Annotated in this window: 1 tRNA gene; it reads right to left on the reverse strand. The window is 40.2% G+C overall.

Features of this window, described 5'->3' with window-relative positions:
• Positions 1-167: 167 nt before the first annotated feature.
• Positions 168-243 (reverse strand) — tRNA-Ala (locus EXT48_RS23610).
• Position 244: the final 1 nt, after the last annotated feature.

A 244-nucleotide genomic window follows, 5' to 3' on the forward strand; every position in this document is an offset into this window, starting at 1 on the left:
GGCATTTTCTTTCGAAAACTCGATAAATAACTTTCGTTATCTATCAGAATTTAATTTTTCAGCTTTTCCAAATTTTTAAAGAGCAAGAGAATGACTTCTCAGAGTTAAAAACTCTCAGTTACTTGAACCTGAGTAAGAGTGTTTATCTATAAGAAGGAGTAGTAAAGTGGTGGAGCTAAGCAGGATCGAACTGCTGACCTCCTGCGTGCAAGGCAGGCGCTCTCCCAGCTGAGCTATAGCCCCA

The sequence above is a fragment of the Pseudoalteromonas sp. CO348 genome (assembly GCF_004208845.1).
Taxonomy (GTDB): Bacteria; Pseudomonadota; Gammaproteobacteria; order Enterobacterales; family Alteromonadaceae; genus Pseudoalteromonas; species Pseudoalteromonas maricaloris.